Origin of the sequence: Enterobacter sp. JBIWA003 (assembly GCF_019968825.1) — a bacterium.
GTDB lineage: Bacteria > Pseudomonadota > Gammaproteobacteria > Enterobacterales > Enterobacteriaceae > Enterobacter > Enterobacter quasiroggenkampii.
The window spans coordinates 1,718,887-1,745,468 of record NZ_CP074170.1; the positions used below are offsets into that span (position 1 = coordinate 1,718,887).

At 55.7% G+C, this 26,582-nt stretch carries 26 protein-coding genes; 12 read left to right on the plus strand and 14 right to left on the minus strand.

The window, feature by feature from the left end:
- Positions 1 to 2 precede the first annotated feature (2 nt).
- From KGP25_RS08095 to rmf, 5 genes are all read left to right on the plus strand, one after another.
- Entirely contained in the window at positions 3 to 1,910 is a 1,908-nt protein-coding gene (locus KGP25_RS08095; protein WP_032639317.1) for an ABC transporter ATP-binding protein, read from the plus strand.
- Positions 1,911 to 1,923: 13 nt separating this feature from the next.
- Positions 1,924 to 3,177 (plus strand): membrane integrity-associated transporter subunit PqiA, encoded by a 1,254-nt coding sequence (pqiA, locus tag KGP25_RS08100; protein ID WP_223540230.1) that lies wholly within the window; start codon positions 1,924 to 1,926, stop codon positions 3,175 to 3,177.
- Between the two features lie 4 nt (positions 3,178 to 3,181).
- On the plus strand, positions 3,182 to 4,822 hold the full coding sequence (pqiB, locus tag KGP25_RS08105) for an intermembrane transport protein PqiB (RefSeq protein ID WP_024907768.1): 1,641 nt from the start codon (positions 3,182 to 3,184) through the stop codon (positions 4,820 to 4,822).
- Positions 4,819 to 5,385 carry a membrane integrity-associated transporter subunit PqiC gene (pqiC, locus tag KGP25_RS08110; RefSeq protein WP_045908366.1) on the plus strand — a complete coding sequence of 189 codons (567 nt, stop codon included), beginning with the start codon at positions 4,819 to 4,821 and terminating at the stop codon, positions 5,383 to 5,385. The genes pqiB and pqiC overlap by 4 nt, the downstream gene beginning before the upstream one ends.
- Before the next feature lie 255 nt (positions 5,386 to 5,640).
- Positions 5,641 to 5,808, plus strand: a complete 168-nt coding sequence (gene rmf / locus KGP25_RS08115) for a ribosome modulation factor (protein WP_013097261.1) — start codon at positions 5,641 to 5,643, stop codon at positions 5,806 to 5,808.
- 71 nt (positions 5,809 to 5,879) lie between these two features.
- On the opposite strand, the gene fabA is transcribed toward rmf, so the two are convergent.
- A complete protein-coding gene (gene fabA / locus KGP25_RS08120; RefSeq protein ID WP_008499931.1) occupies positions 5,880 to 6,398 on the minus strand; it encodes a 3-hydroxyacyl-[acyl-carrier-protein] dehydratase FabA in 519 nt (172 codons plus the stop codon).
- A gap of 68 nt (positions 6,399 to 6,466) precedes the next feature.
- Entirely contained in the window at positions 6,467 to 8,227 is a 1,761-nt protein-coding gene (locus tag KGP25_RS08125; protein WP_069719498.1) for a Lon protease family protein, read from the minus strand.
- 186 nt (positions 8,228 to 8,413) lie between these two features.
- Between KGP25_RS08125 and matP the strand changes: the two genes are divergently transcribed.
- Positions 8,414 to 8,866, plus strand: coding sequence for a macrodomain Ter protein MatP (matP, locus tag KGP25_RS08130; RefSeq protein ID WP_008499929.1), 453 nt, complete (start codon positions 8,414 to 8,416; stop codon positions 8,864 to 8,866).
- 66 nt (positions 8,867 to 8,932) lie between these two features.
- Here matP and ompA read toward each other — a convergent pair whose 3' ends face one another.
- Together ompA and sulA are read right to left on the minus strand one after the other, a co-directional pair.
- On the minus strand, positions 8,933 to 9,988 hold the full coding sequence (gene ompA, locus KGP25_RS08135; RefSeq protein ID WP_008499928.1) for a porin OmpA: 1,056 nt from the start codon (positions 9,986 to 9,988) through the stop codon (positions 8,933 to 8,935).
- A gap of 353 nt (positions 9,989 to 10,341) precedes the next feature.
- Positions 10,342 to 10,851 carry an SOS-induced cell division inhibitor SulA gene (sulA, locus tag KGP25_RS08140; protein WP_032637628.1) on the minus strand — a complete coding sequence of 170 codons (510 nt, stop codon included), beginning with the start codon at positions 10,849 to 10,851 and terminating at the stop codon, positions 10,342 to 10,344.
- Positions 10,852 to 11,068: 217 nt separating this feature from the next.
- Here sulA and KGP25_RS08145 point away from each other — a divergent pair, with 217 nt between their 5' ends.
- On the plus strand, positions 11,069 to 11,695 hold the full coding sequence (locus KGP25_RS08145) for a TfoX/Sxy family DNA transformation protein (RefSeq protein ID WP_023618860.1): 627 nt from the start codon (positions 11,069 to 11,071) through the stop codon (positions 11,693 to 11,695).
- Here KGP25_RS08145 and yccS read toward each other — a convergent pair.
- A complete protein-coding gene (yccS, locus tag KGP25_RS08150) occupies positions 11,652 to 13,814 on the minus strand; it encodes a YccS family putative transporter (RefSeq protein ID WP_111966972.1) in 2,163 nt (720 codons plus the stop codon). The genes KGP25_RS08145 and yccS overlap by 44 nt on opposite strands.
- 19 nt (positions 13,815 to 13,833) lie before the next feature.
- Positions 13,834 to 14,280, minus strand: a complete 447-nt coding sequence (locus KGP25_RS08155; protein WP_196364792.1) for a YccF domain-containing protein — start codon at positions 14,278 to 14,280, stop codon at positions 13,834 to 13,836.
- A gap of 123 nt (positions 14,281 to 14,403) precedes the next feature.
- Between KGP25_RS08155 and helD the strand changes: the two genes are divergently transcribed.
- Complete coding sequence (gene helD / locus KGP25_RS08160; protein WP_045908362.1) at positions 14,404 to 16,458, plus strand: DNA helicase IV; 2,055 nt, start codon at positions 14,404 to 14,406, stop codon at positions 16,456 to 16,458.
- 59 nt (positions 16,459 to 16,517) lie between these two features.
- On the opposite strand, the gene mgsA is transcribed toward helD, so the two are convergent.
- Entirely contained in the window at positions 16,518 to 16,976 is a 459-nt protein-coding gene (gene mgsA, locus KGP25_RS08165) for a methylglyoxal synthase (protein WP_008499922.1), read from the minus strand.
- 80 nt (positions 16,977 to 17,056) lie between these two features.
- The gene (locus KGP25_RS08170; protein ID WP_045908361.1) at positions 17,057 to 17,719 is read right to left on the minus strand and encodes a DUF2057 family protein; all 663 of its coding nucleotides are present in this window, start codon (positions 17,717 to 17,719) and stop codon (positions 17,057 to 17,059) included.
- A 173-nt stretch (positions 17,720 to 17,892) separates the two neighbouring features.
- Here KGP25_RS08170 and KGP25_RS08175 point away from each other — a divergent pair, with 173 nt between their 5' ends.
- On the plus strand, positions 17,893 to 18,306 hold the full coding sequence (locus tag KGP25_RS08175; RefSeq protein ID WP_008499920.1) for a CoA-binding protein: 414 nt from the start codon (positions 17,893 to 17,895) through the stop codon (positions 18,304 to 18,306).
- A gap of 37 nt (positions 18,307 to 18,343) precedes the next feature.
- Here KGP25_RS08175 and hspQ read toward each other — a convergent pair whose 3' ends face one another.
- Both hspQ and rlmI read right to left on the minus strand, forming a co-directional pair.
- On the minus strand, positions 18,344 to 18,661 hold the full coding sequence (gene hspQ, locus KGP25_RS08180; RefSeq protein WP_008499919.1) for a heat shock protein HspQ: 318 nt from the start codon (positions 18,659 to 18,661) through the stop codon (positions 18,344 to 18,346).
- Between the two features lie 60 nt (positions 18,662 to 18,721).
- Positions 18,722 to 19,912: a 23S rRNA (cytosine(1962)-C(5))-methyltransferase RlmI gene (rlmI, locus tag KGP25_RS08185; RefSeq protein WP_045261702.1), complete on the minus strand. Its 1,191-nt coding sequence runs from the start codon at positions 19,910 to 19,912 to the stop codon at positions 18,722 to 18,724.
- Positions 19,913 to 20,086: 174 nt separating this feature from the next.
- Between rlmI and KGP25_RS08190 the strand changes: the two genes are divergently transcribed.
- Genes KGP25_RS08190 through yccX form a run of 3 tightly spaced genes read left to right on the plus strand, consistent with a single transcriptional unit; the run spans position 20,087 to position 21,736 of the window.
- Positions 20,087 to 20,644, plus strand: coding sequence for a kinase inhibitor (locus KGP25_RS08190; protein ID WP_223540231.1), 558 nt, complete (start codon positions 20,087 to 20,089; stop codon positions 20,642 to 20,644).
- A gap of 10 nt (positions 20,645 to 20,654) precedes the next feature.
- Positions 20,655 to 21,443 carry an AraC family transcriptional regulator gene (locus KGP25_RS08195; protein ID WP_167212513.1) on the plus strand — a complete coding sequence of 263 codons (789 nt, stop codon included), beginning with the start codon at positions 20,655 to 20,657 and terminating at the stop codon, positions 21,441 to 21,443.
- An 11-nt stretch (positions 21,444 to 21,454) separates the two neighbouring features.
- Positions 21,455 to 21,736: an acylphosphatase gene (gene yccX, locus KGP25_RS08200; protein ID WP_023617863.1), complete on the plus strand. Its 282-nt coding sequence runs from the start codon at positions 21,455 to 21,457 to the stop codon at positions 21,734 to 21,736.
- Here yccX and tusE read toward each other — a convergent pair.
- The 4 genes from tusE to KGP25_RS08220 form a co-directional block, all read right to left on the minus strand.
- On the minus strand, positions 21,733 to 22,062 hold the full coding sequence (gene tusE, locus KGP25_RS08205; protein WP_008499913.1) for a sulfurtransferase TusE: 330 nt from the start codon (positions 22,060 to 22,062) through the stop codon (positions 21,733 to 21,735). The two genes, yccX and tusE, sit on opposite strands and share 4 nt — an antisense overlap.
- A gap of 68 nt (positions 22,063 to 22,130) precedes the next feature.
- Positions 22,131 to 22,682 (minus strand): LuxR C-terminal-related transcriptional regulator, encoded by a 552-nt coding sequence (locus KGP25_RS08210; protein ID WP_021240850.1) that lies wholly within the window; start codon positions 22,680 to 22,682, stop codon positions 22,131 to 22,133.
- A gap of 10 nt (positions 22,683 to 22,692) precedes the next feature.
- Positions 22,693 to 23,850, minus strand: coding sequence for a CfaE/CblD family pilus tip adhesin (locus tag KGP25_RS08215; RefSeq protein WP_223540232.1), 1,158 nt, complete (start codon positions 23,848 to 23,850; stop codon positions 22,693 to 22,695).
- A 1-nt stretch (position 23,851) separates the two neighbouring features.
- Complete coding sequence (locus KGP25_RS08220; RefSeq protein WP_223540233.1) at positions 23,852 to 26,569, minus strand: TcfC E-set like domain-containing protein; 2,718 nt, start codon at positions 26,567 to 26,569, stop codon at positions 23,852 to 23,854.
- Positions 26,570 to 26,582 lie beyond the last annotated feature (13 nt).

Genomic DNA, 26,582 nt, shown 5'->3' on the forward strand with positions numbered 1-26,582 from the left:
AAATGTCTTTAATTAGTATGCACGGCGCGTGGCTCTCCTTCAGCGACTCACCGCTTCTCGACAATGCAGAACTGCACATCGAAGATAACGAGCGCGTCTGTCTGGTGGGCCGTAACGGCGCGGGTAAATCCACGCTGATGAAAATCCTTAACCGTGAACAGGGGCTGGATGACGGGCGTATTGTTTACGAGCAGGATCTGATTGTCTCCCGCCTGCAGCAGGATCCACCGCGTCACGTGACCGGCAGCGTTTACGATTTCGTGGCGGAAGGGATCTCCGAGCAGGCTGAATACCTGAAGCGCTATCACGAGATATCGCATCTGGTGATGACCGATCCGAGCGACAAAAACCTCAACGAACTGGCGAAAGTGCAGGAGATGCTCGATCACCACGGTCTGTGGCAGCTTGAAAACCGCATTAATGAAGTACTGGCCCAGCTCGGCCTGGAACCCGATATGGAGCTGTCGGCGCTCTCCGGCGGCTGGCTGCGTAAAGCGGCCCTGGGTCGCGCGCTGGTCAGCGGGCCGAAGGTGCTGCTGCTGGACGAACCGACCAACCACCTGGATATCGAAGCGATCGACTGGCTGGAAGGTTTCCTGAAAACCTTCAGCGGCACCATCATCTTTATCTCGCATGACCGTTCGTTTATTCGCAATATGGCGACGCGCATTGTCGACCTCGACCGCGGCAAGCTGGTGACCTATCCCGGCGATTACGATACGTATCTGCTGGAAAAAGAAGAAAACCTGCGCGTGGAAGAGCTGCAGAATGCCGAGTTTGACCGCAAGCTGGCGCAGGAAGAGGTCTGGATCCGCCAGGGCATCAAAGCCCGCCGTACCCGTAACGAAGGCCGCGTGCGTGCCCTGAAGGCGATGCGTCGCGAGCGCAGCGAACGCCGTGAAGTGATGGGCAGCGCCAAAATGCAGGTGGAAGAGGCGTCCCGTTCCGGCAAGATTGTCTTTGAAATGGAAAACGTCAACTATCAGGTTGACGGTAAAGTGCTGGTGAATGATTTCTCCGCGCAGGTCCAGCGCGGCGACAAAATCGCCCTGATTGGCCCGAACGGCTGCGGTAAAACCACGCTGCTGAAGCTGATGTTGGGCCAGCTGCAGGCCGACAGCGGACGTATTCACTGCGGAACCAAGCTGGAGGTCGCCTACTTCGACCAGCACCGCGCGGAGCTGGATCCGGACCGTACGGTGATGGACAACCTCGCCGAAGGTAAGCAGGAAGTGATGGTGAACGGCAAGCCTCGCCACGTGCTGGGCTACCTGCAGGACTTCCTGTTCCATCCGAAACGCGCCATGACGCCGGTGCGCGCGCTGTCCGGCGGTGAGCGAAACCGCCTTCTGCTGGCGCGCCTGTTCCTGAAGCCAAGCAACCTGCTGATCCTCGATGAACCGACTAACGACCTGGATGTCGAAACGCTGGAATTACTCGAAGAGCTGATTGACGGCTATCAGGGCACCGTGATGCTGGTCAGCCACGATCGTCAGTTCGTTGATAACACCGTGACCGAGTGCTGGATCTTCGAAGGTGAAGGGCGAATTGGTCAATATGTCGGCGGTTATCACGATGCAAAAGGGCAACAGGCACAGTCGCTGGCGACGAAGCAGTCAAAGTCCAAAATAAGTTCTGAACCTGCTGTAACAAAAGCAGAAACTGTCAAGAAAACCTCGGCTAAACTAAGCTATAACCTGCAGCGCGAACTGGAGGGGCTACCGCAGCGTCTTGAAGAGCTGGAGGCCGCGCTTGAGGATCTGCAAACACAGGTTGCTGATGCGTCATTCTTTACTCAATCGCATGACTATACTCAGAAAGTACTGTCAGAACTGTCCGCGGCTGAAAAAGCCCTGGAAGAAGCATTTGAGCGCTGGGAGTACCTTGAGTCTCTGAAAAACGGCGCATAAACAGGGATAACATATGTGTGACCAGCACCATGCCGACAGGCATATTTTATGCTCGCAATGCGATATGCTCGTGGCGTTGCCAGAGCTTGGTCACGGACATAAAGCCCTGTGTCCACGTTGCGGTGCGACGTTGACAACCGAGTGGGACGCGCCGCGGCAGCGTCCCACTGCTTACGCTCTGGCAGCCTTGTTTATGCTGCTGCTCTCCAATCTCTTCCCCTTCATCTATATGAAGGTGGGAGGGATCACCAGCCAGGTGGATTTGCTTGAAATCCCGGGCGTGATGTTCTCGGAAGATTACGCCAGCCTGGGGACCTTTTTTCTCCTGTTTGTCCAGATAGTCCCGGCTTTTTGCCTGGTCGTCATCCTTTTGCTGGTGAACCGCGTCAGGATGCCGGCACCGCTGAAAATCCGACTGGCGCGTACCCTTTTTCAGCTCAAAAGCTGGGGGATGGCCGAGATTTTTCTGGCGGGGATTCTGGTCAGCTTCGTGAAGCTGATGGCATACGGCGACGTGGGGATTGGCAGCAGCTTTATTCCCTGGTGTCTGTACTGCGTCCTGCAGCTGCGCGCCTTCCAGTGTGTGGACAGGCGCTGGGCGTGGGACGATATCGCGCCAGCGCCGACGCTTTCACAGACGGTGAAGGTCGGGGTGCCCGGCATTCGCCAGGGGCTTCGCTCGTGCCCGTGCTGTACCGCCGTGCTGCCCGCCGATCTCGACGTCTGTCCGCGCTGCGAAACAAAGGGGCACGTACGCCGTAAAAATAGCCTGCAGTGGACGATGGCGCTGCTGGTCACGTCCGTCATGCTGTATCTGCCAGCCAATATTCTGCCAATCATGATCACCGATTTGCTCGGTGACAAAATGCCCTCGACGATCCTCGCCGGGGTGATACTGCTCTGGGGCGAAGGTTCCTATCCGGTCGCTGGCGTCATCTTTATCGCCAGTATTATGGTGCCCACCTTAAAAATGATCGCCATCGCCTGGCTCTGTTGGGATGCGAAAGGTCATGGGAAACGCGATAGCGAACGCATGCACCTGATTTATGAAGTGGTCGAGTTTGTCGGACGCTGGTCAATGATTGACGTGTTTGTCATCGCCGTTCTCTCTGCGCTGGTGCGGATGGGCGGTTTGATGAGTATTTATCCTGCGATGGGGGCTTTAATGTTTGCACTGGTCGTGATCATGACCATGTTTGCGGCCATGACCTTCGACCCTCGTTTATCGTGGGATCGTGAGCCTGAATCAAGCCATGAGGAAGAGTAAGAGCATGGAAAATAAGAGTGGAGAGGCGAAAGTGCAGAAGGTCAAAAACTGGTCTCCGGTGTGGATTTTTCCCATCGTGACTGCGCTGATCGGTGCCTGGATCCTGTTTTATCATTACAGTCATCAGGGACCGGAAGTGACGCTGATAACCACCAATGCCGAGGGGATTGAGGGCGGTAAAACGACCATCAAAAGCCGTAGCGTGGATGTGGGCGTGGTCGAAAGCGCAACCCTGACGGACGATTTAACCCATGTGGAGATTAAGGCACGCCTTAATGCCGGCATGGAAAAACTACTGCACGGCGATTCCGTTTTCTGGGTCGTTAAGCCGCAGGTGGGGCGTGAAGGGATCAGCGGCTTAGGGACGCTGCTTTCGGGCGCCTACATTGAGCTGCAGCCCGGTGCTAAGGGTAACCAGCCAGCCAAATACCAACTCCTGGACTCACCGCCGCTTGCGCCGCCTGACGCCAAGGGTATCCGCGTGATCCTCGACAGTAAAAAAGCAGGTCAGCTCACGGCGGGCGACCCGGTTCTGTTCCGCGGCTACCGGGTCGGGTCGGTTGAGAAAAGCACATTTGATCCGCAGAAACGCGCGATCAGCTATCAGCTCTTCATTAATGCGCCAAACGATCGCCTGGTCACCAGCAACGTCCGCTTCTGGAAAGACAGCGGGATCGCGGTGGATCTGACTTCGGCAGGTATGCGCGTTGAAATGGGTTCGCTGACTACGCTGTTTGGCGGCGGCGTGAGTTTTGATGTGCCGGAGGGCCTGGATTTGGGCCAGCCGGTTGCAGAGAACACCGCTTTCCGTCTCTTTGACGATCAAAAAAGCATTCAGGATGCGCTCTATACCGATCACGTTGACTTCCTGATGTTCTTTAAAGACTCCGTTCGCGGCCTGCAGCCGGGGGCGCCCGTTGAGTTCCGCGGTATTCGCCTCGGTACGGTTGGGCAAGTGCCGTTCTTCGTCCCGGGTCTGAGCCAGATGCTGGATGATGACTATCGCATTCCGGTGCTGATCCGCATTGAGCCGGAGCGTCTGCTAAACCAGATTGGCGAAAATCAGGATATTGCAGCCCATATCTCTCAGCTGATGGAACGCGGTTTGCGCGGGTCGCTGAAAACCGGCAACCTGGTCACCGGTGCGCTGTATGTGGATATGGACTTCTACCCGAAAGCACCGCCAATTACCGGTATCCGTGAATTCGGTGGCTATAAGATCATCCCAACGGTGAGCAGCGGCCTGGCGCAGATCCAGCAGCGTCTGATGGAGACGCTGGATAAGATCAACAATCTGCCACTGAATCCGATGATTGAAGCGGCGACCGGGTCGTTACATCAGAGTCAGGAGACAATGCAGCGCCTGCAAACCACGCTGGATAACATCAACAAGATCACGGCGAGCCAGAGCATGCAGCAGCTGCCGCAGGACATGCAGAAAACGCTGCGTGAGCTGAACCGCAGTATGCAGGGCTTCCAGCCGGGTTCAGCAGCCTATAACAAGATGGTGGCAGATATGCAGCGTCTTGATCAGGTCCTGCGTGAACTGCAGCCTGTTCTGAAAACGCTCAACGAGAAGAGCAACGCGCTGGTGTTCGAAGCGAAAGATAAAAAGGATCCTGAGCCGAAGAGGGCAAAAGAATGAAAAAGTGGCTATTGATGGTTGGCGCTCTGCTGTTAACGGCGTGCAGTTCAGGGGTAGAGAATAAAAGCTACTATCAGCTGCCTGTGGCGACTCACAGCGGCGGGCAAAGCACGGCGAGTCAGGGAAACCGCCAGCTGTGGGTTGAGCAGGTTGCCGTGCCGGATTATCTGGCAGGAAACGGCGTGGTCTATCAGACCAGCGACGTTAAATATGTGATTGCGACCAACAACCTGTGGGCCAGCCCGCTGGATCAGCAACTGCGCAACACGCTGGTGGCCAATCTGGGTAGCCAGCTTCCGGGCTGGGTTGTCGCGTCGCAGCCGCTGGGTAACGATCAGGATACGCTGAACGTCACCGTAACGGGCTTCCACGGCCGCTATGATGGTGCAGTGGTGATCAGCGGGGAGTGGTTGCTGAATCATCAGGGGCAGCTGATTAAGCGTCCTTTCCATCTGGAGCTGAAGCAGCAGAAGGATGGCTATGACGAAATGGTGAAAGTCCTGGCTCAGGGTTGGGCGCAGGAGTCGGCCAGTATCGCGAGAGAGATTTCCCGGCTGCCATAAGTAAAATTCATCATCAAAAACCGCAATCGGTCTATCGCTGATTGCGGTTTTTTTTCGTTTTCACTTCAGGTTGTTACTTGTGCCACGTCACAATTTTTGTACAAATGATCTTCCAGGTAGCTCACAAATATGACACCCGTATGAATTTTGAACATTGACGATGCGACTAATTCGGGGTATTCGTTATCTGTGCCTGTGCAGATAGTGCAGACACTGTTTTCTTTCCACCAGACAAAAGAATGAGGGAAACGAGGCATGAAGAGACAGAAACGAGATCGCCTGGAACGGGCTCATCAACGTGGTTATCAGGCCGGCATCGCTGGACGTTCTAAAGAAATGTGTCCTTATCAGACGATAAATCAAAGGTCACAATGGCTTGGAGGCTGGCGAGAAGCCATCGGCGACAGGGCACTCATAGCCTGATAACGTCTCTTTTAAAAAAGAAACCTCCGCAATGCGGAGGTTTCGCCTTTCCGGGGGTGCAAAAAGCACGATCAGAACGCGGACGTGTCCTGGAACAGGCCAACCTTCAGGTCGCTTGCGCTATAGATCAGACGACCGTCGACCAGCACTTCGCCATCAGCCAGGCCCATAATCAGGCGGCGGTTAACGATGCGCTTGAAGTGAATACGATAGGTCACTTTCTTCGCTGTAGGCAGAACCTGGCCGGTGAATTTTACTTCGCCTACGCCCAGCGCGCGGCCTTTACCTTCACCACCCAGCCAGCCCAGATAGAAGCCAACCAGCTGCCACATCGCATCCAGACCCAGACAGCCAGGCATTACCGGATCGCCGATAAAGTGGCAACCGAAGAACCACAGGTCCGGGTTGATATCGAGTTCTGCTTCTACGTAACCCTTATCGAAGTTGCCGCCGGTTTCGGTCATTTTCACGACACGGTCCATCATCAGCATGTTCGGGGCCGGTAACTGTGGGCCTTTCGCGCCAAACAGTTCACCGCGACCAGAGGCAAGAAGATCTTCTTTTGTATAGGATTCGCGTTTATCTACCATGTTCTCAGTAAGCCTTATTTTAGTGAAGGACGCAGGATAGCTAACACGTGTACGCTGAACAAGTCCGATCAGTTCGAACTAAACCAGCCCAGCCAGCGTAACGGCCATGGATAACGATGACGAGCATCCTGCTGTGTCGCCTGAGCAATACGCTCCTGGATAGTCTGCATCAGGGTGGTTTGCCCTTCGCCATCCCATACCAGGTTTGTCAGTAAGGGTAGTGCATCCTCAATCCCTTCGATGGCCCAGATAGCGAACTGCTCTTGTTCAACCGCATCCAGGATCTCCTGACTGAGGCTTAAATGGCGTGCGTTGGGAGCCGGAATAATCACACCCTGCTTGCCGTTTAAACCGCGCTGCTGACAGATTGAGAAGAAGCCTTCAATTTTCTCGTTGAGGCCACCCACAGGCTGCGCACGACCAAATTGATCCACCGAACCGGTGATCGCAATATTCTGATTGATAGGCACTTCCGCCAGGGCGCTGATTAAGGCGCACAGTTCAGCCATAGAGGCGCTATCGCCATCCACTTCGCTGTAGGACTGCTCAAACGTCAGCGAGGCGGAGAAGGGGATCTGTTGCTCAAGCTGCAGTTCAGACATCAAAAACGCCTGCATGATCATCATGCCTTTGGCGTGAATGTTTCCGCCCAGCTCGGCTTTGCGTTCGATATCGGTAAATTCACCATCGCCAATATGCACAACGCAGCTGATACGAGACGGCTCCCCGAACGCGCGCGGATGGCCAGGAAATTCAATCACCGACAGGGCGTTAATCTGCCCGACGCGTTCGCCTTCGGTTTCCACCAGAATTTGTTCCAGCAGAATTTCATCTTGCATGCGGTCAGCAAGATAGCCTTCTCGCCACTCTCGTTGAGCCAGCATCTGGGTGAGTTGTTCTCCGGTGAACGCACCGTTACCGCTAATCACACCCACTTCACGCAGCTGCTTGCCGATCCAGAGCGGGCAGAGTGGCAGCGTTTCCTGGTCACCGGTATAGCGCACCGCTTCGCGGATCAGGCCTGGCCACGCGTCAGCCGCAGGCGTTGGCAGCGCAAAACGTTCGGCAACGGCCATCACCCACTGACACCACTGCGCCATATCGTCGGCATCGGCAATCTGGATATTGTCTTCGTATTCGCTATATACCGCCTGCTCAGCCAGTTCCGGCTCCATTTCCTGGAAATCCGCCAGCGATTCACGGTCGCCCGTCAGCACGACGGTTAACGACAGCGGCATAGACGGAACAGAGACGGGCAGAGGACGGGACTCATCGTAGCCGACCCAGTCGAAACGCTGCTGGTGCACGATGGTTTTCAGACGCATCCACAGCAGCGGCTGCGAGAGCAGGGTACGCAGTGAGATAATCAGAACACCGCCATTTGCGCGATGTACCAGCCCCGGCTGCAGCGAAAGCTCGCCGTTAAACTGGCGCAGACAACCAAAGAGTTGTTCTGCCTCGACCCAGTTCGCGGTAATCACCTCGCCCTTGGCGGCAAAACGGCCGTCGGCCTGTGCCGCCGGTTCGAAAGTGACATCATGTCCCGTAATACGATACTGGCCGCCAAAAACGGCATTCGCTTCCGGCTTTAACTGACGCACGGCATCCCCGAACAACGTCAGGTATTCCGCTTCTTCCGGGGCTTTGAGCAGCATGAAAGGCGCAGTTGCCCATGGGCTTAATGCCTGCTCCAGCGCGTAATGCAAACGGGGCTGCGTATCGCTAAGGATGAATTCGTGTTCTTTTGCGAGATCTGGCTGTGCAAACAGTTCCTGATAACTTTCGGTATCCGGAACAAGGTCACGCCATGCAAGTTTCGTAATGGTCAAAGTTGATGTTTTTTAGTCAGATGTAAAAGCGTGGAGTATACCGTAAGCGGGGGGCTGTACCCAAGCAGGATTGGGGATTTCGACAGGGTGATTGGCTGCATTCACTCACAGGATATGATTTCTTTTCAGCAGATTGCTAAAAAACTGATATTCTGAACAGAGTTACGTGGTAACACTGAGATCGCAATGAAATATCAACAACTGGAAAATCTCGAAAGCGGCTGGAAATGGAAGTACCTGGTCAAAAAGCACCGTGAAGGGGAGCTGATCACCTGCTACATCGAAGCCAGCGCTGCACAAGAAGCCGTGGATATTTTGCTGACCCTCGAAAATGAACCGGTACAGGTTAACGGCTGGATTGAGAAACACATCAATCCAGCCTTGTTAAACCGGATGAAGCAAACTATCCGTGCGCGACGCAAACGGCATTTTAATGCTGAGCATCAGCACACACGCAAAAAATCAATCGACCTGGAATTTGTTGTCTGGCAGCGCCTGGCCGGGCTGGCACAACGACGGGGCAAAACGCTGTCGGAAACCATCGTGCAGCTGATTGAGGATGCAGAACATAAAGAGAAATACGCCAACCAGATGTCGACACTGAAGAACGACCTTCAGGCGCTGTTGGGTAAAAAGTAGATTTTTTTACTTTTCTTCAGACAATAAAAAACCCCGCATTGCGGGGTTTTTTTATAAGACGATAACTTATGCCGCTGGCTGAGTTACAACGTCTTTGATGCCTTTAACTTCGATCTCTACGCGACGATCTGGAGCCAGGCAGTCGATCAGTGCAGCGCGAGCTTTCACGTTGTCACAGGTGTTACCAGTAACTGGGTTAGATTCGCCCATACCACGTGGGGAGATCTTGTTAGCTGGGATACCTTTAGAGATCAGGTAATCAACAACAGACTGAGCACGTTTCTCAGACAGTTTCTGGTTGTAAGCGTCAGAACCGATACGGTCGGTGAAGCCCAGAACCACTACAGAACCGTCTTTAGGATCCAGGTTGCTCAGCTGGGTGTACAGCTGATCCAGTGCCTGCTGGCCTTCTGGTTTCAGAGTCGCTTTGTTGAAGTTGAACAGAACGTCAGACTTCAGAGTGAAGTGCTTGGTCTGTACTTCTGGAGCTGGAGCCGGCGCTGGAGCAACAACTGGTGCTGCTTCTTCCTGCTGGCCGAAACGGTAGGAAACACCTACGCTCAGCATGCCGTTGTCTGGACGAACACCAACGGTGTTGCCGTCGCCGATGTTGTTAACCCACTGGTATTCCAGACGGGTAGCGATGTCACGGGTCATAGCCCACTCAACGCCACCAGCGAATACTGGGGAAACACCGGTGTCATGGTCGTCGCCAGCGATGCTGTTGCTGGAGTCAGCGCGCCATACCATGCCGCCCAGACGGGTGTACACGTCCAGATCGTCAGTTACTGGGTAACCCAGTTTAGCGGTCAGCTGCACGCCCTGTGCTTTGAAAGCGCCGTTTACGGTGTCGCCTTTGTATGGCATACGACCTAACCAGTCGTAACCCATTTCAAAACCAACATACGGGTTAACCTGATAGCCACCGAACGCACCTGCACCAAGCTGGCTCTCGTGAGTTGGGCCATCATTGTTCAGGCTGCTGTTGTACCAGCCAGTGTCGTGGAACTGAGACCAGCCCAGTTTACCACCTGCATACCAGGTATTATCTTTCGGAGCGGCCTGCGCTACGGTAGCGAAGCCAGCCAGTGCCACTGCAATCGCGATAGCTGTCTTTTTCATTTTTTGCGCCTCGTTATCATCCAAAATTCGCCATGAAAGTCTCAAGAGAGAATCACGGTTAAATCCTTCACCGGGGGCGTGGTCAAATATAAATCTACCGATATCTTCGGCTTAGGCCGAGCACCCCTGGCGATGTAAAGTCTACAACGTAGCTGAAAACTTACAAGTGTGAAGTCCGTCAGGCATATGAAAAAAAAAGTTCCGTATACCGATTATTTAACATTTTTCGAACGAATTTTGTGCAATAAAATTAAGGAGAACCGCACCAGACAAGCCTTGCCGCAATTTTGAGGTCGGGAACTAAAACCTCATCTTGCGGTCAAAAAAAATTCCAGGAAAAATCTTAATTTCACTCAATGATACAAATTTGAGTGAATTTTTAGCCCAGAAAGTTGTCCTCTGCGGTAAGAATCCGATCGAACCGGACGCATAATGAACCCGATCGCATTCCCTTCTTCAGCAGCTTCAGTCAGGCGGAAATGTTCCTCTTCCGTCAACTCTTCCGGTAACCAGCCAATCACCACGCTGTAATTCCCTGTGCGTAACGCGCGGATCATCGACTCAACGGTATCGCAAGGCGAGAGCTGATTAATCTGCATGACCTTGGTCAGCGGCAGGCCAGCGGACTGAACCCACTCGCGGCTCAGCTTTTGCTGTGGCGTGAGCCAAAGCTGCCAGCGCGATTGCTGACCGAGCTGTTGTAATAACGGCAGTAGCAGAAGTTGAGTTAACAAGGGCTGGTCTTCACGATAAACCACTTCACTGATAAGCCCTGTGGAAACACGCTCGACGGAATTCTGCGCGACATTGCCTGCGGCAGAAGAGAGAGAGATTGCGCGATTTGCATAGCCTGAAGTGTGCATATTCATTCCAGCCCTGTAGTTACTGTATGGATATACAGTAACCCCTGTATGCCCAAAGATCAACCTCATTTTCGGAAAGCGACTCGCAAAATTCATTCAATCTTGATGCCCCTCGAAAAATCATCTTGCTCAACGACGATAAGTTGCCTATTTTCCTGCTAACGGATCCGCTAGTAAGAAATTTTGTCGTTAGTCTATGATTCTGAAGGGAAATATCATGAAAAAGATATCTTATGAACGGATTTATAAATCCCAGGAATACCTGTCCCCGTTGGGCGAGATTCATCATCGCGCGCTGTTTGGCGGCTACACCCTGGCGGTGGATGATGCGGTCTTTGCCATGGTGTCCGATGGCGAACTTTATCTTCGTGCGTGTGAGGAGAGTGCAAAATACTGTGTAAAAAACGCCTCCTCCTTTTTGACGTTGATGAAGCGAGGCCGCCCGGTGCTGCTCAACTATTATCGTGTGGATGACGGATTATGGCAGGACAGGGAGAGGTTGCTTCAGCTCTCCTCGTTTGCGCTCAGTGCGGCAAGGAAAGAGCGCTACCAGCGTCATCAACGAAACCGTCTTAAGGATCTGCCGAACCTGACCTTTCAGCTTGAAGTCTTGCTCTTTGAAGCCGGTATCACCAATGAAGAAACGCTGCGGGCGCTGGGTGCCAGAGCGAGCTGGCTGAAGATGCGGGCAAAGAATAAAGCGCTCAGTATTAAAGTTCTCTTTGCGCTGGAAGGGGCTATCGAAGGGCTGCATGAGGCGGCACTCCCGGCAGGCATCCGCCGGGAGCTGACGGAGTGGTTTAATGCGCTGCCTGAGCCACAGGAGAGTCGTTCCTCCAGGTAGCGATGTGCTGTTGCAGCCGACAAATTTCAGGCAGCAGAGCGATAAGCAGGCCTATCTGCTGAAGAACCAGCGGCGCTTTGCTGTCGTTTCCCGGGTCAAGGTGCGCAATGCGTTGAGCCAGTTCATCCAGAGCCTGTTGCACACGCGGTTCATCGGCTGGGCGGTGATGCAGTGCATCATCGACATAGCAGACGGCGTCATCAAGGAGGTTGAGAATTCCCGGGTTGGTGAGCTTCTCACGGTGGGCCCCCAGCGTCGAAATATAGCTGGTGAACGTATGGTTAAGGCAAAGCAGGCGAAACGCGGTTTCACGAATCTCTGCCGTGGCGCGCGGCTCCGTTGACATATTAGAGACAACGGAAGCCAGTTCAGCATCACTGTTATGCGCGTCGCGACGTGCTATCCGGTAAGCCAGACGGTTATCGCGGCCCTGGTGATACTGCTCCAGAATAGCGTCAAGGTAACGACAGTTGGCATTCATCGCCCTGTCTACCACGCGCGGCAAATTGCGAAAACGCCAGTCCGGCCAGATAAAGCTGACCGCGGCCCAGGCGATCGCGCAGCCAATCAGCGTATCAATCACGCGGGGCAGGGCGACTTCAAACCCTTCACCCAACAGATTAAAGCAGAGCAGCACCAGCAGCGTGATGAACATGGTGGCATGGGCGTACTGCACGTTGCGAAACGCGAAAAACAGCACGCCGGTGATCACGATCAGAATCAGTTGCCCTTCGACGGAAGGCACGAAATAGAGCACCGGCAGGCCGATTGCGACGCCGACCAGCGTGCCGATAATGCGCAGCGCAAGACGGTGTCGGGTGGCGTTATAGTTCGGCTGACAGACGAACAGGCTGGTCAGCAGGATCCAGTAGCCATGATGCAGCCCGGTTATCTGGATAAAGGCATACCCCACGCACAGCACCAGCGACATTCTCACCGCGTGGCGGAAGAGAGCCGACTCCGGGGTAAAGTTGCGGCTCAGGCGAAGCCACATATCGCTAAAACCGTGCACGCTGTCATCAGCAAGCTGATTGTCCACTTCACTGCCCGGAAGCGCCATCGCCTGCTCGGACTCAATGGTCGCCAGCTGCGCGTCAATCGCCCGCAGGTTGTTCAGCAGAAAGCCCAGCGCTTTAATGTGTTCCGGTGACGTTCCGCTGGCCTGAACGCGGTCGAGCGCCGCGTCAAGATGACTGAAGACGCGTTCAAAACGTGGGTCATGCTGATAGGGCGTGCGCAGCAGAATGGAGCGCGAGAGCTGCTGGCACGCCTGGGACTGCATGGACAGCAGGCGCTGGAAGCGGAACATCACGTCGCTATAGCGGAACTTCTCGCGCAGGGCGGCATACTGCACGTGCGAGGAGCTGGCACGTTCATGAATGTCCTGGGCGGCAAAATAGTAGTGTAAGGTTCTTCGCGTTCCGCGCTGACCGCGATCGCCACGCAGACGGGTCAGCAGAGAGGCTTTTGTCTGGTTGAGGGTGGCAACCAGCTGGCCATTAGCCAGCGCCAGATCGTAGAGCGGCGCCTGGCTTTCTTCCTCGATATCCGGGTCGAACAGCCGGGATTTCAGTTCCAGATAGTGGGCTAGCTGCTCAAAGCTGCGGGCAAGGTTGTCCTGCAGAGGGCGAACCGGGAAGAGCAGATGACCGGTTAAGGTCAGCAGGTTATACCAGATGGCACCGAGCAACAGCAGAACCGGCTGCTGGTACCACTGGTCGTAGAGGGACGCGCCCAGCATGGTGTAGATGGCGATCAGCAGGGCGCCAAACGCGATAGTGGCATAGCGCTGCCCAAGGCCGCCCAGCAAAATAAACCCGCTGGTTGAGAGCGTCAGACCCAGGGCAAACAGCCAGGGCCAGGGGAAAAGTAACTCAACGGACGCTGATGCAATAAAAAAGCAGACGAGCGTGATGACCAGGTTACGTAAACGCCCGGCCAGACGATCGTCCAGGTCCGCCAGCGCCCCGGCCACAACGCCCAGCGTGAGTGGGATGGTGAGCTTGACATCATTCAGCCACCAGGGCAGGGCAACCGTGCCGCAAAGCGCGATAAATATCCTGACGTTATAAAGCCAGGTGCTGTTCCAGGTATAACGGCGAAGCAGTGGGCTTAGCATAAACGCGGCCAGTCCTTAGTTACTGAAAACGACGACGCGCATTGGCTTCACGCGCCGCCTGGGCCACTTCGACCGGAACAACCCTGCGCCCGACGGGCCAAAGGGCGATAGCGGCGATCTTAAAGTTCGCGATCCCCACCGGAATTCCAATAATCGTGATGCACTGCGCAATCCCCGCAAAAATATGCATGATGCAGAGCCACCAGCCGAAGAAAACCAGCCACAGAATGTTCAGCAGGGTTCCACCCGTATTCATCAGGGCGTTTTTGTTCTCCGGATTCAGCTCGTCAACGTGGATGGCTTCATTCCCGTAGGGGACGAAGGAGAGTTTTGTGATTTCCCAGCAGGAGCGGGTCAGGGGGAGCGTAAAAATCAGGACGATGCTCACCAGCGTGGCAAAAAGCCAGGAAAGGGTGGTGGCAAAACCGCCCAGCACAAAATTCAACACATTCAGAACGGTACGCATAAACCCTCACTTCCTTTCGATAAAATTAACGCCCAATGATTGTAACGTTTTTTTAGGCTGGAGCACCTTAAAACTGGCAGTTACACTGTCAGGTAAATTATCTCTTCGTGGATTTGGCGGAACATGGAACTGAAAGCAACGTCGTTAGGCAAACGTCTGGCGCAACACCCATACGACCGGGTGGTTCTCCTTAATGCCGGGGTGAAAGTCTCCGGGGAACGCCACGAATACCTTATTCCGTTTAATCAGCTTCTGGCTATCCACTGCAAACGCGGGCTGGTGTGGGGCGAACTGGAGTTCGTACTGCCTGACGATAAAGTCGTGCGTCTTCACGGCACCGAGTGGGCAGAAACCCAGCGTTTTCATCATCACCTGAACGCGCTCTGGCAGCGGTGGAGTCAGGATATGAGCGTGATTGCCGCCGGGGTGCTTCAGAAGGTGCTGGACGATATCGCGCAAAGCAACGCGCAGCATTCGTGGCTCACCCGTCAGCAGACCGCCGGGCTACAGCAAAAAATCCGGCAGGCACTCTCGGCGCTGCCGATCTCCGTGACGCGTCTGGAGGAGTTTGACAACTGTCGCGACGCCTGGCGCCAGTGCCAGGCCTGGTTGAATGATAAGGATAAAAGTCGGCTCGCCCATAATCAGGCCTGGACGGACGCCATGCTCACCCAATACGCCGACTTTTTCAGTACGGTGGAGTCTTCTCCGCTCAACCCGGCCCAGGCGCGCGCGGTGGTTAACGGCGAGCAGTCGCTGCTGGTGCTGGCGGGGGCCGGTAGCGGTAAAACGTCGGTGCTGGTAGCCCGTGCCGGCTGGCTGCTGACGACCGGGGAAGCGGTCGCCGATCAAATTCTGCTTCTGGCCTTTGGTCGCAAGGCGGCCCAGGAGATGGACGAACGGATCCAGGAACGTCTGCATACCCGGGATATCACGGCCAGAACCTTCCATGCCCTTGCCCTGCATATTATTCAGCAGGGCAGTAAAAAAGTGCCTGCTATCAGTAAGCTGGAAAACGACGCGCAGGCGCGTCAGGCGCTGTTTATCAAAACGTGGCGCCAGCAGTGCAGTGAGAAAAAGGCGCAGGCGAAAGGATGGCGTCAGTGGCTCGAGGAGGAGCTCAACTGGGACGTGCCGGAAGGCAGCTTCTGGCAGGATGACAAACTGGCGCGTCGGCTGGGTTCACGGCTTGACCGCTGGGTCAGCCTGATGCGAATGCACGGCGGAACGCAGGCAGAAATGATTGAAAGCGCGCCGGAGGCGATCCGCGATCTGTTTTCGAAGCGGGTCAAGCTGATGGCGCCGCTGCTGAAGGCCTGGAAAACCGCGCTGAAAGCGGAAAATGCCGTCGATTTTTCCGGCCTGATCCATCAGGCCATCATCATTCTTGAGAAGGGGCGTTTTGTCAGCCCGTGGAAGCATATTCTGGTGGATGAGTTCCAGGACATCTCTCCGCAGCGCGCAGCATTGCTCTCAGCGCTGCGGGCGCAAAATAAGCATACCTCGCTGTTTGCGGTGGGGGATGACTGGCAGGCCATCTATCGCTTCAGCGGGGCACAGCTTTCGCTGACGACCGCATTCCACCACTATTTTGGCGAAGGCGATCGCAGCGATCTGGACACGACCTACCGCTTCAATTCACGGATTGGTGAAATCGCCAACCGCTTTATCCAGCAGAACCCGCATCAGCTGGCAAAACCGCTCAATAGCCTGCGGCCAGGGGATAAAAAAGCCGTGACCCTGCTGGCGGACGATCAGCTGGAACCGCTGCTGGACAAGCTCAGCGGTTACGCGAAGCCCGATGAGCGTATCCTGGTGCTGGCGCGTTACCATCACCTCAAACCCGAGGCGCTGGAAAAGGCGGCCACCCGCTGGCCGAAGCTGCAGCTTGAATTTATGACGATTCACGCCAGCAAAGGGCAGCAGGCCGACTATGTGATTGTCATGGGGCTGAAAGAGGGCAGCGACGGTTTCCCGGCTCCGGCCCGCGAGTCGGTCATGGAGCAGGCCTTGCTGCCGGTGCCGGAAGACTTCCCGGATGCCGAAGAGCGGCGTTTGCTGTATGTGGCCATGACCCGCGCGCGCCATCGCGTGTGGCTGCTGTTCAATAAAGAGGAGCCATCCGTGTTTGTCGATATTTTGAAGAGTATTGATGTGCCGGTGGCGCGGAAGCCTTAACGAAGACGGGCAAGGATGGGTAGGCCGGGTAAGGCGTAGCCGCCACCCGGCAAAAAAAGCTACTTCAATCTCTCTGAAAGATAACGCTGATAGTCCGGAATAAGGATATCTACCGGTGAGTTAAACTGCGGCGATTCGATGATGAAATCCGCCGTCGAGAGGTTTGTCGCCACCGGAATATTCCACACCGTCGCCAGACGCAGCAGGGCTTTGACATCCGGGTCGTGCGGAACCGCGTTTAGCGGATCCCAGAAGAAGATCAGCACATCAATCTTCCCTTCGGAGATCTGCGCGCCGACCTGCTGATCGCCACCCATCGGGCCGCTCAGCATGGCGTTCACCTCCAGACCCGTTTCGCGCTGGATCAGGTTACCGGTAGTGCCGGTTGCCGACAGGGCGTGCTTTTCCAGCAAAGACTGATGGCGGCGAACCCAGTTAAGCAGCATTTGTTTACAGTGATCGTGCGCCACCAGAGCAATGTGTTTGCGTTCCGGGAGCGTGCGTGTTGTCAGTTCCATAATCATATCCATCAGGTTAACTGCCTACACGATGACGGGAACCGTTTGACGCTGCAAGAGAAAGGCGTAAAAAATGTGGCTTATGATGAAGGTTGTTGTTTTGCCCACTGTAAAAACCGGGCCCGCGTGTCGGCATCGGCCTGCTGGAACCAGAATTTAAGGCGTTGTTCCGTCAGGGTCTGGGACTGGGGAGGAATGACGTCCAGTTCTGAGACGCCGGAAAGCAGCGTACTGTCGTCAGCCATCATGGTGGCAAACTGAGGAAGCGACGCGCGTTTACCCGCTTTGTTATAGGTCTGGGTCGCGGCCTCGTAGTCCGGACCTTTCGGTGAGGTCGTCAGCGCCAGAATATCCAGCTTCACCGGAATCGGCATCGCATCCCCGTCCAGCAGTTCAATGCGGGGTGAAGCGTCGAAGGCCGCCGATTCCTTCTCGGTTTCAAGACGAGGCAGTGTAATGTTCACCTGACTGATTTGCCGGGTATTAAAGCTGACAATCAGCGGCGGGGAGATATACATCCTTTGCTCGTGATTCGCCAGACCGATCGATTTTTCCACCCGGAATACCAGCTGATGCGGCCCGTTATCCAATTCGATGCTGTCCGCACCGCGCAATAAGGAACTGGAGACCTTTTTTCCGTCCAGTACCAGGAGATCAATATCGGTAGAGAGCCGGAGCGTGGTAGCAAAAACGCAGACCGGCATCACTAACGCAATCAGAGCAGTGGCAATACCGGTTTTCATAGAAGGCTCCCGTCAGAAATCCTGTCGCCGCATTAATGTATCTAAATTTTTCGAGAATCATGTTTACTAACATATAGACATATTTCGCCGTTTTGCCCTCATGCGTCGGTATGGGATGGATGGTTGAGATGTGCGGTTTGGCGTACACTTTTAAAAAAGCCAGGAGAAAAACCATGAAAGAGAACGATATTGCCGAGATTCTGACATCCACGCGTACCATTGCGCTGGTGGGCGCGAGCGATAAACCCGATCGTCCAAGCTATCGGGTGATGAAATACCTTCTCGATCAGGGCTACCACGTCATCCCGGTCTCGCCAAAAGTGGCGGGGAAAACCTTACTGGGCCAGCAGGGTTATGCCACGCTCGCTGACGTGCCGGAAAAAATTGATATGGTTGATGTCTTCCGAAACTCCGAGGCGGCGTGGGAAGTGGCGCAGGACGCTATTGCCGTCGGGGCGAAAACGCTGTGGATGCAGTTGGGCGTGATTAACGAGCAGGCTGCGGTGCTGGCGCGGGATGCGGGGTTAAACGTCGTCATGGATCGCTGTCCGGCGATCGACATCCCCCGTCTGGGGCTGGCGAAATAATAAAAAAAAGCCCGTTCATCGGGCTTTTTTTACACGCTTAGTTCCGCAGGCGCGGAGCCTGTAACTGTTTGCGGATAGTCTGAGCAAGTTCATCCATAGTGGGTTGCTCCGGATGCTCTTCCTGCAGCTCGCTGCTTAGCTGCGCTTCAGCAAGATAGGTGTGAACGGGTTGTCCATCATCCCCCTCCATCACCACATGGTACCAGGGCGCGGCGCGAAGCTCTGCGTTCACCGCCAGTTCGTCTGCTGACGGTTCATCAAGGGAATACTCCGGGTCGATATCCACGACCACACCCAAATACCCGAGCAAAGTGTGGCGGACCTGCTGGCCGATACCGAATTTGCTGGCAATCATAGTCACCTCCCGGGAAATACGACTTACACGTTATGTGCGGGCAATATTTCTCTTTTCAAGTTACATGACGCGACAGGCAAACCCTTTCAGATACAGTCCTTCCGGGTAGGTAGCAATCACGGGGTGATCGGCTGCCTGACGGAACTGCTCTATAAATTGTACATCACGGCCAGCATCTATTGCGGCATCGGCGATGATTTTCTGAAATAAATCTGTGGTCATCAGGCCGGAGCAGGAGAAGGTGAGCAGAACTCCGCCCGGGTTCAGCAGCTGGATGGCCAGCATGTTGATATCTTTATACCCACGGCAGGCGCCCATCAGCTGGCTTTTGTTCTCCACAAACTTTGGCGGATCCATCACGATGACGTCGAACTTCTCGCCCTGGTCGCGGTATTTACGCAGCAGCTTGAAGACGTCGTCGCGTATAAATTCGGCTTTGCTCAGATCCAGTTTGTTCAGCTCGACGTTTTGTTTTGCCACGTCCAGCGCTTCCTGCGAGGTATCCACGCTGACCACCTGGGCACAGCCGCCCATCAGCGCCGAAACGGCGAAACCACCGGTGTAGGAGAAGCAGTTGAGCACGCGTTTGTCGGCAACGTACTGACGCGTAGCCAGGCGGCTGTCGCGCTGGTCAAGGTAGTAACCCGTTTTATGCCCGCCCTGAATATCTACCAGCAGCTTCATGCCGTGTTCTTCAATCGGCAGCAGGGCAGGCGGCAGCTCACCCGTGACCGGCCCCTGCGTCAGCTCCATGCCCTCTTTTTTGCGCACCGCCACGTCGCTGCGGTCGTAAATAGCACATTCCGGGAACAGGGTTTGCAGGGCGCTAATCAGCGCGGCACGCTGGTATTCCGCCCCGGCGCTCAGGAGCTGTAGCACCAGGAAGTTACCGAAGCGATCGATGGTCACGCCCGGCAGACCGTCGGACTCACCGGCAATCAGGCGGTAGCTGTCCAGCCCGTCGCGTTTTGCCAGCCACTCACGCCACTGCTGCGCCTGCTGCAGACGACGCACGAAGAAGTCGATGTCGATGGTTTCGTCTTTATCGAAGGTCCAGACGCGGGCACGGATCTGGGACGCTGGCGAGTAGGCGCCTCGCGCTAACCATTTCCCCTGGTGGTCCACGATATCAATGGTTTCACCGAGGCTGGCTTTGCCCTCCATACGGGCAACCGCGCCGGAAAAGACCCAGGGATGACGGCGCAGTAATGATTTCTCGCGCCCTTTGGCTAACACTAAACGTACACTCATAATTTGCTGTTCTGTCGATTTCAGGGAAATGGCGCGTAGATTACCACATTCAGCAAGGCGCAATCATCTGCGGATGCCGTTGAGCGTTTCGGCACAAAATCAAATCGCTTAGGCACATTGGGGCATTGTTGCGTGCTTTATCTTAGGGTTTCCGGTTCAGCAAAGGAAATACCCATGAAAAAGCGCAGTGTCATCACAATAGCCGCTCTGACGGCCATGAGTTTTCAGGTTTTCGCCGCAACGTCTTTCAGCGTGACCAGCCGGGATATTTCCGGCGACCGGCGGTTAGCGCCACAGCAGGTGTTTGAGGGATTCGGCTGCCACGGTGGTAACCAGTCCCCGCAGCTTGCGTGGACAAATCCGCCAGCCGGTACGAAAAGTTTTGCCATTACGGTCTATGACCCGGATGCGCCTACCGGCAGCGGCTGGTGGCACTGGACCATAGCCAACATTCCCGCGAAGACAATGACGCTGCCCGCTGGTGCCGGTAACCCAAATGGCGAAAAATTACCTGCTGGCGCTGTGCAGGGGCGTAATGATTTCGGTTATGCTGGATTCGGCGGCGCATGCCCCCCTGCCGGGGACAAGCCTCATCGCTATCAGATTACCGTCTGGGCGCTGGACGTGGATAAACTGCCCGTCGACAAAAATGCCAGCGGCGCGCTGGTCGGTTTTATGCTCAATAGTCACGTTCTGGCAAAGGCTCAGTTAACAGCAACCTACAGCAGATAAGGATGGCGGGGTGCAGGAGTTCCATTTTCGACATAAACATCTCACGGCGGGTGAAGTGAGTGCCAGCAAAATGCATCGCCTGCACCAGGTTAAGCTCTTTTTTCCGGCGATTTGCCATATCACTCACGGCAGTAAGGTGATTGTGCAGGACAATAACCGCCTGGTGGCAACCCGGGATGAGCTCATCATTATTCCTGCCAATACGGCGATGGAAATCATTAATCAGCCTGCAAACGGTCTGTTTCACTCGGACTTGCTGATGTTATCGCCGGAAATTGTTGCCGAGTTTAAAGCGCATTACCTGAAATCCTGGCCGCGCATGACGCTGCATTCGCTCTGCGCTCCGCTGAGCGAAGGGCTGGCATTTATGTGGGATAACCTGCTGCACGCCGTGCGTCAGGATTTACCGGAGGCGTTGCAAAAACATCAGGCCTTCGGTCTGTTGCTGGCATTGCTGCATGACGGCGTGGCAGGCCCGCTGCTTATTGAGCGAAACAATAACCTGACCGAGCAGGTGCGACAGTTCATCATGCTGTCGCCCGCCAGAGCCTGGACCGCGCAGGATGTCGCCAGCCGTCTCGCATTAAGCGTGCCGACGCTGCGCAGGCGGTTACGCGAGGAGTCACAGAGTTTTCGCCAGATTGTGGAGGAGGTGAGGATGGGCATTGCGCTGTCACAGTTACAGTCAACCCGATTACCGATCGGCGAAATCGCATTACAATGTGGGTATCTGTCCAGCTCTCGTTTCACCGCCCGTTTTCGGCAACACTACGGCTGTTTGCCGAAAACGCTACGTTAAGGAGAAGAAGAATGTCAAAAGTCTGCACTATTGCCTGGGTTCACGGCGTCGTTCAGGGCGTCGGGTTCCGCTACAGCACCCAGCGCGAGGCCGTTCAGCTTGGGCTAACGGGATACGCGCGCAACATGGATGACGGCAGCGTTGAGGTGGTCGCCTGCGGCGAAGCGGAGCAGGTCGACAAGCTGGTGGCGTGGCTAAAGGCGGGCGGGCCGCGCAGCGCGCGGGTTGATAAGGTACTAACGGAACCGCATCAACCCGGTCGGGAGTACGTTAACTTCGGTATTCGCTACTAAATGCACTTCACCGGTTTAGGCAGGCCGGCAATTTTGGTGGCCTGTTTTGCCGGGCCTTTCGGGAACAGACGATAGAGATAGCGGCTGTTGCCTTTCTCTTCACCGAACTTATTGGCCATCGCCTTGACCAGCATGCGGATGGCCGGAGAGGTGTTGAATTCAAGGTAGAACTCGCGGACAAAACGCACCACTTCCCAGTGTTCGGGGGAGAGGGTAATGCCTTCGTTTTCCGCAATTTTCTCCGCCAGCGGTTCGCTCCAGAGCGTCGTATCTTTCAGATAGCCTTCGCTATCGGTCTCAATTTCCTGGCCTGCAAAAATGAACATAATCTTCTGTCGTAGGTGAAAAATCGGCGACAGTGTAGCAAAAAAGCGGGCTCAGGATAAACCGTGACCTACAGGAGCAGCTGAAGCAGGTTGTTGGCATTGAGCTTCTTCAGCGCGTTGCATTTATGGGTTGAAACCTGCTTCTCCGACATGTGCGTCACGATGGCAATGTGGCGGACCGGCAACCCGGTCAGCATCAGATCGAGCACGTTGAATTCAGGAACGGTCAGGCAGCAGTCCAGGCTTCGAACGCGACGCGGCTCTTTTGCCAGCAAATACGCCGCATCGGCAACGGCGATCCGGTCGTCGATGATATAAAGCGTTAGCGTACTGAAACGCTTGCGTAAATGCGTCGCCAGCGCCCACCCCTTTTCGTTGCAGACCAGATAAAGAGTGCCTTTCCAGCGGGCGGCTTCCAGCCTGAGCAAAATATTGATCAGCGCCTGATGCGTCGCCGCCACGGAAAAACGGCAGCGGACGACAATCACGCGGCGGGTAAGCAGCGTTGGCTGCCATTGTACGGTATCGCTCTGGACTTCTAACTGAACGCCCCGACGCAGCAGCGCATAGCGCAACCCTTCGGCGTAAAATCGATTATTGTCGAGAATGGCGTAACTCACGGTGACCTCGTTATAACGTGCTGGGCGTATAGATGACGCGCAGCGTGCCGGTATAGTCGCCCGCGTTTTTACTGCTGGCGGCGAACGCGGGGGTTTTCAGGATAATTGGCGCAGGAATGCACAGTACGCTCTCGCGTCCGCCGGGCAGCACGACCTGACGCAGATACTGCGGATCGTTAGTGCCCTGCCAGACCAGGGTTTTACCGTTCGCGACCGTTTCGGTTGCGCCTGTGATGGGATTAGTGACGGAGACCCGATAATCGAGTCGATCCCGCGCGTCGGTCTGGCTTCCACCGCGCCGCCGGATAGAAAACGCCCCTTCGGCACGCCCCTCTGAGGGAAGCCCGTCATCTTCAAAGCGCAGATAGGCGCGGGTGCTGGTGCTGTTTTTGCCGTCGTACAGGCACATATCCAGCGTGTTTTCCCCCTGGATCTCGCTCCCCCCTGGTCGCCCCGGGAAGTTGGTCAGGTTGAGGTTAACGATGGGCGTGGAGTGCGGAAAGGCCGGCAGATAAATCTGCTGGTTTCCTGGGTCGACCACCTCAATGCGAATATTGGCCTGCCATTTGGCGATGGTGAGATAGCCAGGACAGCCGACATTCACGTCATTGAAGTTCCCGCCGCAGTCGGCGCTTCCCCACTGGCGCAGGTTCTGCTTCAGCGTGGCGGTCCAGATCCCTGGTAGGGCGAGCTTATCCAGTTCACTTTTTACGATATAGAAATCGAAGTAGGGCTCTCTGTTCCACGCCGGGAGGTCGACCGTTCCTCCGGTCACGAAGCTGGCGAAAATAAACACTCTGTTGTTGATAAACATGTAGTGATCGCCATACACCTTGATATCCACCGTTTTGCTGGTGAGGGCATGCGTAAAACGCAAGTTGATGGCATAAGGCGCGGCTGGGTTCGCCGAGAACCAGACCGGGGCATTCATGCAGGCGCCGTTCGTGGTGTCAGTCCGGGACTCACAGGTCAGGGTGTTACGTCCCCACTTTTGCGGATCGGCGGGGTCATAACCACCCGATTCATGAAACCAGATGTCAAAACGCGCAGGCGGTGCCATACGATCGAAGCTGATCCCAACGCTGGAGTTTCGTCCCGCGGGAGCGCCCGCCAGCGTCTGGCCGGCCCACAGGCTTAACAGCAGTAAAATAAAGAGGCACTTAATCACATCATTTCCCTTTAGTGAGGCTATCGGTATTCATGGCTGTCGGGCCAGCAGGGACCGACCGTCCGGCCAGCATCAGCTGCGCCTGCTGCTGGACAGCATCCGGCAGGGCGGAGAAGGTTAATTCCTTACAGGGAATCGAACCGACGTAACGCACGACGTCACGCATACTCTTCACGTTCAGCGCGCACTGATAAAATTGCTGCTGACGCACCAGGTAGAGGTTATGCAGCAGGGCGTCGCTTTGCGCGCTAAACCCGCCGTTGCCAAGGTCACTCCAGCCGTTCACGTTCAGCGGCACGCCGCCGATAAACGGCGAATGGTGCTCGTCGGTTAACTGGCCAAGCCAGGTGTAGCTTGCGGTCGTTTGCACGTCCCGGCGCAGCAGTTTGCCTGGCACCATAAACAGCGTTCTGCTGCCTGACCCTTGCGTGATTTCACTGCTGGCTCCCCGGGAGACGTCCAGCGATTCGTTAATCGTCAACGTCGTCTGCTGATAGCCCGGTACCGCGAAGAGGGCGCGGCTATTGCCCGGAATGTCTGCGCTCCCGCTGTTATCCAGCGACACGGCGACGCGCGGATCCTGAGCATCTTCCGGCGTCGCCACGTTCACCGCGACGGCGGAAGCAGGGCGACCGTCGCTCCAGCGGCCCAGCCACAGGCCAGAACGGGAAAGCGCGAGCGTTGAGCTGTAGTTGCCGCTGCTGCTCAGCGTATGGCGGCGGTCCTGACGATCCCAGGCGTCGCTGACCGTCAGGCTTCCGTTGCCATATCGTCCGCCCTGGCGCGTATAGGCTGATGTATTCAGCGAGTCGCTGTTAATGCCCGACGCGCTGAGGCCATACTCATTTTCACCGCGGGCATCGGCATACCAGTTATGCGCCACGCTGTAGCTCAGCTGGTTTTTTTCACGCTGCTGGTGCTGCCATGTCGCGCCCAGAGAGGTGTAGCTTGAGGCATCACCCTGACGGTTATGCGCCATGGACAGGCTCACGCTCAGGTAGCCACCTTTATCCCTGCCTTCGCGGGCGTCATCGTTACGCATAAACAGGTTAATGCTGCTGTTAATGTTCAGGCCATGGGTGCTGAAGGCATTGCTCAGGCCAGCCTGCCAGGCCCGCGTGCGCGAGCGGGTCATATAGACAGATTCCCACGGCAGACCCGCATCGTGGCGATCGTCACTGTCCGGCAGCTCCCGGCGTGAAACGTACCGGCCTTCGTTGCGGTTATCCGAATACCCCAGGCTCGCATACCAGGCGCCGACCGGGACGGAGAACATCACCGAGAGGGTGCGATAACAGCCATTCACGGCGTCAAATCCCGCGCTTTGGGTGTTGCAGTTTTCAGCGGATAACGCGTTGCGATAGACGCTCAAAGAAAAACCGTCGTTGTAGCTGATTTGCTGAATATTGCCGCGCTGACCTTCGCTGCCGTAGAGGTAGCTAAACCGGGTACTCAGCACGCCATCGATCGGGCCCGCGTTGAAGCCCCGGCTCCAGTCGAGCGCGTTCTCCAGGAAACGCTGGTTTTTCTTGAACGTTGCACCGCTGGTCAGCGCCAGCGTCGGGGTCACGGGCAGACGAACGCCCGCCTGCGCAACCGCGCGGCGTTCTTCGTTTTGATCGCTGTTGTCGGTTTCGCCCGCCTGCAGGAACCACTCGACGCGGTCAAATGGCGTAATGCCGGTTCGGGTAAACGGCACCTGCTCGGTGCGCGTCAGCCGGTTATTTTCATAGATGGAGAGCGTCACGGTGTAGCTCCCGTCCGGGAACGAACGCGTGTCCAGGGTTTGCGCCCCGGCATTCAGATAGAAGCTCGCCAGCAACTGATTTCCCCGGCGGGCATCGATACGCGCGTCATGGGAAAGCAGCACGGTAACAGGGGTTCCCTTCGACTGCTGAACCGGGTTCATCCATGCCCGTGTTGAACCCGTGCGCAGGCCGCGAATTTTGCCCAGCGGCAGCTGGCTGAGGTTGATATTTCCGCCAGCGTTACTGAACAGATCGCGGGTATCCATCTCACCTAACTGGACATAGTACTGACGCAGGATATCCTGGCGGAACCAGGCGTTGTTGACGGTGACCTCCTGCTGCTGCTGGTGCCGTGAACGCTGCCCCAGCCAGGTCCAGTCGAGATTTACGTAGCCGTCCTGGGTGAGCGCCAGCGCGCCGTTGCCCTGCACGGTTGCCGACTGATAATCCCTGTCGGCCACGAAGTTAATGTTCTGCTGATGGATCAGCGCATTTTCGGTGCCCTGAGTGGGCTGATACCATTGATTCTCTGCCGTCTGCTTAGGCAGAAATTTCTTGTCCAGGAACAGGTTAATGCGGGCGTTATTCTCGTCATAAATAATGGCCGCGCGGTCGGTATTGATGTAATCACAGCCCGTTGCGGAGCCGTTGCTGCTGCAGGCCAGGTTGCCGTTACGGGCAAGCGGAACGGCCAGCGCGGCAGACACGGTGGCAACGAGGGATGGGTCGTCATTAAACCGGCGTTTGATGGCCGCTACCACGGTTTCAGGTGCGACAAAGCTGACCGTTTCAAGCGTGATATCCGTTTCAAAAAGGCCAAGCGCCTCGCCGTAGAGGTTCACCTCTGTCCACAGGCGCTGCGTCTTCGCCAGGTCTTCAAAACCTGGCGGGACGGCCATCCCTGCGCAGGCGAGTTGGATGGAAGCGGGTAACAAAGCAACAAAGAGGAGGGTATTTCTGTGAAACGCCATGAACGAGCCTCGA

Coding starts and splice junctions, on each gene's coding strand:
- KGP25_RS08095 (WP_032639317.1), top strand. CDS start 3: ATGTCTTTAATTAGTATGCACGGCGCGTGGCTCTCCTTCAGCGACTCA.
- pqiA (WP_223540230.1), top strand. CDS start 1,924: ATGTGTGACCAGCACCATGCCGACAGGCATATTTTATGCTCGCAATGC.
- pqiB (WP_024907768.1), top strand. CDS start 3,182: ATGGAAAATAAGAGTGGAGAGGCGAAAGTGCAGAAGGTCAAAAACTGG.
- pqiC (WP_045908366.1), top strand. CDS start 4,819: ATGAAAAAGTGGCTATTGATGGTTGGCGCTCTGCTGTTAACGGCGTGC.
- rmf (WP_013097261.1), top strand. CDS start 5,641: ATGAAGAGACAGAAACGAGATCGCCTGGAACGGGCTCATCAACGTGGT.
- fabA (WP_008499931.1), bottom strand. CDS start 6,398: ATGGTAGATAAACGCGAATCCTATACAAAAGAAGATCTTCTTGCCTCT.
- matP (WP_008499929.1), top strand. CDS start 8,414: ATGAAATATCAACAACTGGAAAATCTCGAAAGCGGCTGGAAATGGAAG.
- ompA (WP_008499928.1), bottom strand. CDS start 9,988: ATGAAAAAGACAGCTATCGCGATTGCAGTGGCACTGGCTGGCTTCGCT.
- sulA (WP_032637628.1), bottom strand. CDS start 10,851: ATGCACACTTCAGGCTATGCAAATCGCGCAATCTCTCTCTCTTCTGCC.
- KGP25_RS08145 (WP_023618860.1), top strand. CDS start 11,069: ATGAAAAAGATATCTTATGAACGGATTTATAAATCCCAGGAATACCTG.
- yccS (WP_111966972.1), bottom strand. CDS start 13,814: ATGCTAAGCCCACTGCTTCGCCGTTATACCTGGAACAGCACCTGGCTT.
- KGP25_RS08155 (WP_196364792.1), bottom strand. CDS start 14,280: ATGCGTACCGTTCTGAATGTGTTGAATTTTGTGCTGGGCGGTTTTGCC.
- helD (WP_045908362.1), top strand. CDS start 14,404: ATGGAACTGAAAGCAACGTCGTTAGGCAAACGTCTGGCGCAACACCCA.
- mgsA (WP_008499922.1), bottom strand. CDS start 16,976: ATGGAACTGACAACACGCACGCTCCCGGAACGCAAACACATTGCTCTG.
- KGP25_RS08170 (WP_045908361.1), bottom strand. CDS start 17,719: ATGAAAACCGGTATTGCCACTGCTCTGATTGCGTTAGTGATGCCGGTC.
- KGP25_RS08175 (WP_008499920.1), top strand. CDS start 17,893: ATGAAAGAGAACGATATTGCCGAGATTCTGACATCCACGCGTACCATT.
- hspQ (WP_008499919.1), bottom strand. CDS start 18,661: ATGATTGCCAGCAAATTCGGTATCGGCCAGCAGGTCCGCCACACTTTG.
- rlmI (WP_045261702.1), bottom strand. CDS start 19,912: ATGAGTGTACGTTTAGTGTTAGCCAAAGGGCGCGAGAAATCATTACTG.
- KGP25_RS08190 (WP_223540231.1), top strand. CDS start 20,087: ATGAAAAAGCGCAGTGTCATCACAATAGCCGCTCTGACGGCCATGAGT.
- yccX (WP_023617863.1), top strand. CDS start 21,455: ATGTCAAAAGTCTGCACTATTGCCTGGGTTCACGGCGTCGTTCAGGGC.
- tusE (WP_008499913.1), bottom strand. CDS start 22,062: ATGTTCATTTTTGCAGGCCAGGAAATTGAGACCGATAGCGAAGGCTAT.
- KGP25_RS08220 (WP_223540233.1), bottom strand. CDS start 26,569: ATGGCGTTTCACAGAAATACCCTCCTCTTTGTTGCTTTGTTACCCGCT.